This window comes from Kitasatospora sp. NPDC029312 (assembly GCF_055569215.1).
Genome location: NZ_JBVHXY010000018.1, coordinates 118,227 through 125,169, shown reverse-complemented (window position 1 = coordinate 125,169; position 6,943 = coordinate 118,227). Strand labels below are relative to the sequence as shown.

Below are 6,943 nucleotides of genomic sequence, written 5' to 3'. Positions count from 1 at the left end.
TCCCCCCCCCCCCCCCAAACCCCCCCCCCCCCCCCCCCCCCCCCCCCCCCCCCCCCGCCCCTCTCCCCCCCCCCGACGTGCCGGGTTGGGGGGGGAGGGCGCTCGCGGGCAGCGGGGAACAGCGAACAGATGACAGCGAACAGATTACAGATGACGACTTTCGTCATCTGTTATCTGTTCGCTGTCATCTGTTCGCTGTCATGCGTCAGCTGTTCGCTGACACCTGTTCCCGGCGGCTGTGTGCCCGCGCCTGCCCGTCCGCCGCCGGCGGTGACGGCGCTTCGCCTCAGGCCGTGCGCCCGAGCGTGGCCAGGTAGGCGCGCCAGCCGCCGTGGTGGGTGATCTCGCGGTGCACGCCGCGCTCCAGCTCTCCCCGGGCGAGCAGCATGGACAGGCACGCGGAGCCGTCCTCCAGCTCGATCACACCGAGCTCCAGCTCCCTCGGCTCCCCGGGCAGGATGTCGTCCCGCAGGCGCTCCAGGCTGATGTCGTACAGCTCCCCGTCGATCGCGGTGTCGACGGTCGGGTCGGCCAGCAGGCCCGGGCAGACGTCCGTTCCGCCACTGTGGTCGATGGAGAAGAACCGGTACCCGGGGGCGGTCCGGGCCGGGCCGATCAGGGCGTCGGCGACCTTGGCGTGAAACGGTCCGCCGACCATCGCCTGACCGTTGAAGAAGATGCGCGGCATGGATGAACTCCTCACAAGACTGACGGGGTGACAAAGGGGTGCGCCCAAGGCGGGGGCCGGGCTCGGGCCGAACAGGGCGTGACAAAAGGCCGTTCCGCACGACGACGAAGAGGACAGGTGGATTTCGTCGCCGTACGGAACGGAGCAAAGGGGCGGCGCGACTGCTACAGCCCGGCAGGCCGCAGCGGTGGCCCCGGCGGATAGATTGGGGCTCAGCCCAGCAGGGGAAGCGCGGGGAGGGTCAGGAAGTCCGCGAACTCCTCGGCCAGGGCGACCTGTTCGAAGAGCCTGGCGGCCTCCCGCCAGCGGCCGGCGTCGTAGGCTTCGGCGCCCAGCTCGGTGCGGAGTTCGGCCAGCTCCGTGGCGACCAGGGTGCGGACCAGCTCGGCGGTGGCCTTCTCGCCGGTGTCGGACAGCACGACCCCGTTGTGGATCCACTGCCAGATCTGCGAGCGGGAGATCTCGGCGGTGGCGGCGTCCTCCATCATGTTGAAGATGCCGACCGCGCCGAGGCCGCGCAGCCACGCCTCGATGTAGCGGATGCCGACCTGGACGGCGTTGTGCAGCCCGGCGTGGGTGCAGGTGCCGCCGGCGCCCGCGATGTCGAGCAGTTCGGCCGCGGTGACCGGCTCGGAGGGCCCCGGGTTGTCCTTCTGGTGGGGGCGCTCGCCCAGCACCGCGTCGAAGGAGGCGCGGGCGACGGGCACCAGGTCCGGGTGGGCGACCCAGGAGCCGTCGAAGCCGTTGCCGGCCTCGCGGTCCTTGTCCGCCTTGACCTTCTCCAGCGCGGCGGCGTTGACCTCCGGGTCCTTGCGGCTGGGGATGAACGCGGCCATGCCGCCGATCGCGTGGGCGCCGCGCTTGTGGCAGGTCCGCACCAGCAGCCGGGTGTAGGCGGCCATGAACGGCGAGGCCATGGTGACGCTGTTGCGGTCCGGCAGGATGAAGTGCTCGCCGGCGTCGCGGAAGTTCTTGACGATCGAGAACAGGTAGTCCCAGCGCCCGGCATTGAGGCCGGCCGCGTGGTCGCGCAGTTCGTAGAGGATCTCGTCCATCTCGAAGGCGGCGGTGATGGTCTCGATCAGCACGGTGGCGCGGACGGTGCCGTACGGGATGCCCAGCTCGGCCTGGGCGTGGGTGAACACGTCGTTCCACAGCCGGGCCTCGAGGTGGCTCTCGGTCTTCGGCAGGTAGAAGTACGGGCCGGAGTTGGGGTCCTCGGCTCCCCGGGCGAGCAGCCGGGCTGCGTTGTGGAAGAAGTACAGGCCGAAGTCGACGAACGCGCCGGCCACCGGCACGCCGTCGACCAGCAGGTGGTTCTCGTCCAGGTGCCAGCCGCGCGGGCGGACCACGACGGTGGCGAGTTCGGCGGCGGGCTTGAGGGTGTAGGCCTTGCCCGCCTCGCTGGTGAAGTCGATCCGGCCTTCGAAGGCGTCGATCAGGTTGACCTGGCCGCTGACCACGTTCTCCCAGGTCGGAGAGGTGGCGTCCTCGAAGTCGGCGAGCCAGACCCGGGCCCCGGAGTTCAGCGCGTTGATGACCATCTTGCGGTCGGTGGGGCCGGTGATCTCGACCCGGCGGTCCTGGAGGGCGCGCGGCGCCTCGGCGACCTTCCAGTCACCAGCCCGGACGTCGGCCGTCTCAGGGAGGAAGTCCAGCGTGCCGGTGCGCGCGATCTCGGCGCGCCGGCTCCTGCGCCTGGCCAGGAGCTCCTGCCTGCGGTCCTCGAAGGCGCGATGGAGGCCGACGACGAAGGCGACCGCCTCCGGAGTGAGCACCTCCTCCGCCCGGTGGACGCGCGGACCGGCGACAGTGACGACCGGAGCGGCGGGAGAGGAGGCGATTGGGGGTACCCCCGGCCGGAGGCTGGGGGAGGGCCCCTGATCTGCAGCCATGAGCAGGACACTCCTAAGACGGTTGAGCCTGGCGAAGGGAGTTCCGGTGGGAACTTCCTCGGGAACTTCCTCGATCGATACCCACCTGTCGGCGAGATCGATTCTGTAAGGTGGAGACTAGTTTCCGCGATACAGAATTTCAACGGTTTGTTGAAGAGGTCGCCGGGACTCTACTCCTCCCCGACAGCGAAGGGAACGCCGGTGGTTGCGACCCCCGACACAGCATCGACGACAGGCTCCGACCGCGCGAGCGGCGGCGTGCAGTCCGTCGAGCGAGCCTTCCAACTCCTGGAGGCGCTGGCCGACTCCGGCGGCGTGGCCACGCTCAGCGAGCTCTCCACCAGTTCCGGCCTCCCGATGCCGACCATCCACCGACTGGTTCGTACCCTCGTCCAACAAGGCTATGTCCGCCAGGACACCGCGCGTCGGTACACCCTCGGCCCCCGGCTGATCCGCCTCGGCGAGACGGCCGGCCGCCTGCTCGGCAGCTGGGCCCGCCCGTACCTGGCCGAACTCATGGAGGCCACCGGCGAGACCGCCAACCTGGCGGTGCTGGAGGGCGGCGAGGTGGTGTACGTCGGGCAGGTGCAGTCGCGGCGCTCGATGCGGATGTTCACCGAGGTGGGCCGGCGGGTGCAGCCGCACTGCACCGGCGTCGGCAAGGCCCTGCTCGCCCAGCTCCCCGAGGACGAGGCGCGCGCGATACTCGGGCCCAACCCGCTGGCCGCGCACACCGAGTACACGGTCACCGACCCGCAGGAGCTCATGGACCAGCTCGCCGAGGCGCGCGAGCGCGGCTACGTGGTCGACGACCAGGAGCAGGAGATCGGCGTCCGCTGCATCGCGCTGGCCGTCCCGGGCGCGCCGACGCCCACGGCGCTCTCGGTGTCCGGCCCGGAGGCCCGGATCCGAGCGCTGGAGGAGCAGGCCGGCGCCTCCTCACTGGTGCCGGTGATGCACCAGATCGCGAACCGGCTGGGGCAGGTCCTCGCCCCCTGACACCACGTCAAAAGCCCTTCCGGACGCGGGAGGTGGAGGCACTCCGCCTCCCGCCCACCCGTCCCCCGTTCGGCGGACGGGTGGGCGGGTTGTGCCGGGCCGGAAGCCGGCGCTGCGCCACCCTGGTGCGGACGCCGCCCGCGACGGCGCGGGCGGCCGGAACGCGAGGAACGGTGAGCGGTGATGGAACGCACGCAGCGCAGGCGTACGGGACACCGGCACGGATCCGGGACCGATCGGGCCGAGGCCGACCGGGCCGAGGCCGACCGGGCCGACCGGACCGGCCGCACCGACCGGACCGACCAGGCTGACCAGACCGAGCGCGCCGAGCGCACCGCCTGGTTCACGGCGGCCGTGGCGACCGCGGCGGCGGTCTGCGCCGTCTCGGTGCTGACCGCCGGCCCGTCCTGGGCCCATCGGCCCGGCCCCCGGCCGGCCGTGGAACCCGCACCGCTGCGCCCGGCCGCCCCGCCGTCCGAATCCGATCTGGAGGTGGTCCGGCTCGACCCGGAGGCCGCTCCGCCCGGCGGCACCACCACGATCCACGCCTTCGTCGCGAACCGCGGCCCGGACACGACGGCCTCGCCGTTCACCGTCACCGTCACCCTGCCGGACGGCGTCACGGCGCAGGGCCCGTACTTCCCCGACAGCTGCGAGGCCCTCGGCCGTCAGGTGCGCTGCCTCTTCGGGCCCGGCCTGAAGGAGGGGCGCAGCGCGACGGCGCTCGTCCCGGTCCGGCTCTCCGACGACCTGCCGGCGGGCACGCTGACCGGTGGGTCGGTCAGCGTGCGCAGCGCGGACGACCGCAACGGACGCAACAACCGGCAGCCGTTCGACCTCGGGGTGGTCGCAACGACTGCCGGTTCCTGAGAGCGGCTGGTTTCCGGGGGTTACGGCCCGTGCGCGCGTACGGAGGACCCGTACGCGCGCACGTAGCCGGGCGGTCAGCGGTAGACGCGCACGTAGTCGGCGGCGAAGGTGATCGGGGTGGTCCCCTGCGGCGCGGGGTGGTACTGCCCGGCGCACACCGAGAGGTTGAGGATCAGGTACGCGGACCAGTTCGCGCCGACGCCCTTGCCGTCCGAGAAGACCTTGACGCCGTTGACGTACCAGTCGACCGAGGTGGCGCCGTAGTAGGTGCCGATGGTGACCCACTGGTCCTTCGCGATGGCGCTCGCGTCGGTGTAGTACTTCGGATTGCCGGGGTTGACGTGGTTGGTCAGCTCCAGCAGGTTCGGGTTGTCGGGGTGGTACTCGAAGGAGTCGATCTCCCCGTTGCCGTTCTTCCAGGTCCACAGGGCCGGCCAGGCGCCGGTGCCGGAGGGCAGCTTGACCCGGGTCTCGGCGTAGTCACCGGTCTTGACCTGGAAACCTTCGCTGGAGCCCTCGGTGGTCAGGAAGCCGGTGTTCCAGGACTGCTTGCCGTTCTCCAGGGTGGGCCCGCCGGGGGTGGCCGTGAAGGTGGCGACTCCGTTCGCGACGCTGACGTTGTTCTTGTTCAGCCAGTCGAGCTTGTTGTCGTCCGGGTTGTGGGTGCCGTACTTGTACGCGGTGCTCTTGTCGCCGACCCAGCGCTGGCCCCAGCTGATCGAGCTGTTGAACTCGTCCGACCAGGTCAGCGACTTGCCGGCGACCGGGGAGGACGGCGCCGGGGTGCTCGGGCTCGCGGTGGCGCTCGGGCTGGACGAGCTGGACGAGCTAGACGGGGTGCTGGTCGGCGTCGGGGTCGGGGTGGGGGTGGTGGTCGGCGACGGGGTGGTCGTCGGGGTGGGCGTGGTCGTCGGCGACGGGGTGGTCGTCGGGGTCGCAGTGGGGGTGGCCGTCGGCGACGGGCTGGTCGTGGGGGCCGGGCTCGGCGTCGAGGTACCGGCGGCGGAGACCACCAGTTGCTGCGAGGGCAGATTGTGCCAGGCGCCGCCCAGGTCCTGCCAGAAGCCGAACTCGGTGTACGTCCCCGCGGGCAGGGTGCGCGCGCCGCTGGTGTAGCCGATCCCGCTGGGGCAGATCTGCACGTTGGCGGCGTTGCCGGGGAAGTCGAGGTTGGTGCCGCGGGCGTCGCGCACACCGACGCCGACGGTCTTGGCGGTGAAGCAGGACGAGGAGTGCAGGCTGAGCGAGGCGGTGGTGGCCTTGCCCGCGACCATGGTGGCAGGGGCGAGCCGGTCCTGGGTGACGGTCGGGCCGGTGGCGGCCTGGGCACCGGAGACGGACGGCAGTCCGAGCAGGCCGGCGCCGGTGATGGCGAGCGCCCCGGTGGCGGCGAGTGCGGCGTTGCGGCCGCGGTGGGAGGGACGGGCGTGGCGCGGCGCACGGCGGCGACGGGCAGGCTGGTGCATGGGAGTCCTCTGCGACGCCTGCGAGGTGAGCTGTCGGATTCGGGCTGCAGTTGCCCGGCCGCCTGTGGAGCGGCTTCACCCCTAGCCGAGCCCGCGCGCGGGGGCGCACGGGCCGGGCGCTGACCTTGGTTCCCCCGCTCCCGTCCGCTGTGGTGCTCGGCTGTCCGCCGACGGGTGGACAGGACTCGGCGTCCCGGCGGCGGGGTCCGCGAGGGCGGACGACCCGTTGCAGGCTAGGCAGATGGTCCGTGAACGGACAACCTGATCGAGCCGGTTGTCGCACAGCTCACAGTGGTGTCGATCAACGACTCTGGGTGGCGGCGCAGTTGATCAATCGCGGTGGCCGGCCAGCCGGGCGGACCGGTGGACGGGCGGACGGGCGGACGGGCGGACAGGCCAGCCGTACCGCCGAGGCACGCCGGCCCCTGCTGTCCGACGGCGGATCGTGGCGCGGCGCGGGGGCGCCCAAGTCGGACCGGTCGGATAAATTGGAGTCCTGACGTTTTCCGCGGTGCACAAGTACCCGAGCCCATGAGCCATGAGCCCACAGAAAAGAGGTCCCGCCCTCCATGACCGCGTCCCCGCCCGCCTTCGCCGGCCGCACCTACCTCTTCCGGGTCGACAACGGCGCGGCCTTCCGCAACACCTACTCGGCCGACGGCACGCGGCTGCGCTGGGAGGGCCTCGGCGAGTCGGCGGGCCAGTGGGAGGACGTGCTGCTGCACGTCGCCGAGGTCGCGCCGGAGGTCTACTTCGTCAGTTGGACGGAGCAGAGCGGGATCACCGTGAGCCATGTGATGGACCTCAACAAGCTGACCGTACGGGCCTTCTGGACCTTCGAGGGCGAGGGCGGCCGGGTCGGGCAGCTGCACACGGGGACGCTGGAGCGGCTGGCCTGAGCCAGGCTGAGCGTGGAACGAAACCCCCAACCAAAGCGGGGCGGGGGGTTTGTTTCCACGCGGGGTTTGGGTCCCCTGGGAAAAAAACCCAAAGAGGTTGTCCCCCAACCTCTGACGGGTTGACAA

Annotated in this window: 6 protein-coding genes and 1 riboswitch; of the genes, 3 read left to right on the top strand and 3 right to left on the bottom strand. The window is 71.5% G+C overall.

Annotation, left to right across the window (positions count from 1 at the left end):
• Positions 1-286: 286 nt before the first annotated feature.
• Both ACZ4WV_RS17305 and aceB read right to left on the bottom strand, forming a co-directional pair.
• Positions 287-688, bottom strand: a complete 402-nt coding sequence (locus tag ACZ4WV_RS17305) for an allophanate hydrolase-related protein (RefSeq protein WP_465747441.1) — start codon at positions 686-688, stop codon at positions 287-289.
• Positions 689-900: 212 nt separating this feature from the next.
• A complete protein-coding gene (gene aceB, locus ACZ4WV_RS17300) occupies positions 901-2,583 on the bottom strand; it encodes a malate synthase A (RefSeq protein WP_465747439.1) in 1,683 nt (560 codons plus the stop codon).
• A 201-nt stretch (positions 2,584-2,784) separates the two neighbouring features.
• On the opposite strand from aceB, the gene ACZ4WV_RS17295 reads away from it, so the two are divergent.
• The gene (locus ACZ4WV_RS17295) at positions 2,785-3,582 is read left to right on the top strand and encodes an IclR family transcriptional regulator (protein ID WP_465747437.1); all 798 of its coding nucleotides are present in this window, start codon (positions 2,785-2,787) and stop codon (positions 3,580-3,582) included.
• A gap of 183 nt (positions 3,583-3,765) precedes the next feature.
• Complete coding sequence (locus tag ACZ4WV_RS17290; protein ID WP_465747435.1) at positions 3,766-4,452, top strand: hypothetical protein; 687 nt, start codon at positions 3,766-3,768, stop codon at positions 4,450-4,452.
• A 74-nt stretch (positions 4,453-4,526) separates the two neighbouring features.
• On the opposite strand, the gene ACZ4WV_RS17285 is transcribed toward ACZ4WV_RS17290, so the two are convergent.
• Positions 4,527-5,918: a glycoside hydrolase family 16 protein gene (locus ACZ4WV_RS17285; RefSeq protein WP_465747433.1), complete on the bottom strand. Its 1,392-nt coding sequence runs from the start codon at positions 5,916-5,918 to the stop codon at positions 4,527-4,529.
• A 7-nt stretch (positions 5,919-5,925) separates the two neighbouring features.
• Positions 5,926-6,032: riboswitch (cyclic di-AMP (ydaO/yuaA leader) on the bottom strand.
• Between the two features lie 455 nt (positions 6,033-6,487).
• Between ACZ4WV_RS17285 and ACZ4WV_RS17280 the strand changes: the two genes are divergently transcribed.
• Complete coding sequence (locus ACZ4WV_RS17280) at positions 6,488-6,817, top strand: MoaF-related domain-containing protein (protein ID WP_465747431.1); 330 nt, start codon at positions 6,488-6,490, stop codon at positions 6,815-6,817.
• Positions 6,818-6,943 lie beyond the last annotated feature (126 nt).

Excerpts from the sequence above, each read along its gene's own strand:
- aceB (WP_465747439.1), bottom strand. The coding sequence starts at position 2,583 with ATGGCTGCAGATCAGGGGCCCTCCCCCAGCCTCCGGCCGGGGGTACCC.
- ACZ4WV_RS17290 (WP_465747435.1), top strand. The coding sequence starts at position 3,766 with ATGGAACGCACGCAGCGCAGGCGTACGGGACACCGGCACGGATCCGGG.
- ACZ4WV_RS17280 (WP_465747431.1), top strand. The coding sequence starts at position 6,488 with ATGACCGCGTCCCCGCCCGCCTTCGCCGGCCGCACCTACCTCTTCCGG.
- ACZ4WV_RS17285 (WP_465747433.1), bottom strand. The coding sequence starts at position 5,918 with ATGCACCAGCCTGCCCGTCGCCGCCGTGCGCCGCGCCACGCCCGTCCC.
- ACZ4WV_RS17305 (WP_465747441.1), bottom strand. The coding sequence starts at position 688 with ATGCCGCGCATCTTCTTCAACGGTCAGGCGATGGTCGGCGGACCGTTT.